Source organism: Pseudoalteromonas sp. SIMBA_162, assembly GCF_046535955.1.
In the GTDB taxonomy this organism is placed as follows: domain Bacteria; phylum Pseudomonadota; class Gammaproteobacteria; order Enterobacterales; family Alteromonadaceae; genus Pseudoalteromonas; species Pseudoalteromonas marina.
Window position 1 is genome coordinate 1 of record NZ_JAWJBQ010000901.1, and the last position, 249, is coordinate 249.

At 34.5% G+C, this 249-nt stretch carries 1 protein-coding gene; it reads right to left on the minus strand.

The features are described from left to right. On the minus strand, nucleotides 1-249 hold a 249-nt coding region (locus R0J88_RS22325; RefSeq protein ID WP_410901218.1), incomplete at both ends, for a P-loop NTPase fold protein.

Consider the following 249-nt stretch of genomic DNA (forward strand, 5'->3'; position numbering starts at 1 on the left):
TAATGATGCTGATCAACATCGAAATATATAAACTTATATGTGTTTTCATCAAGTTGTGATTCCAATATTTTAATCGATGTACTTTTACCAGCACCCAAATTTCCTTCAACTCCTAACACATGTACATATGGGTGATCCACAATCACATCTTGTAGAGCCTTTGCAGCATTCTTATGACCTTGCCCTATGAATCCATCTATACTCTCAGGCAATTCAGATTGAAATTTAAAGTGAGCACTATTTTCTTCT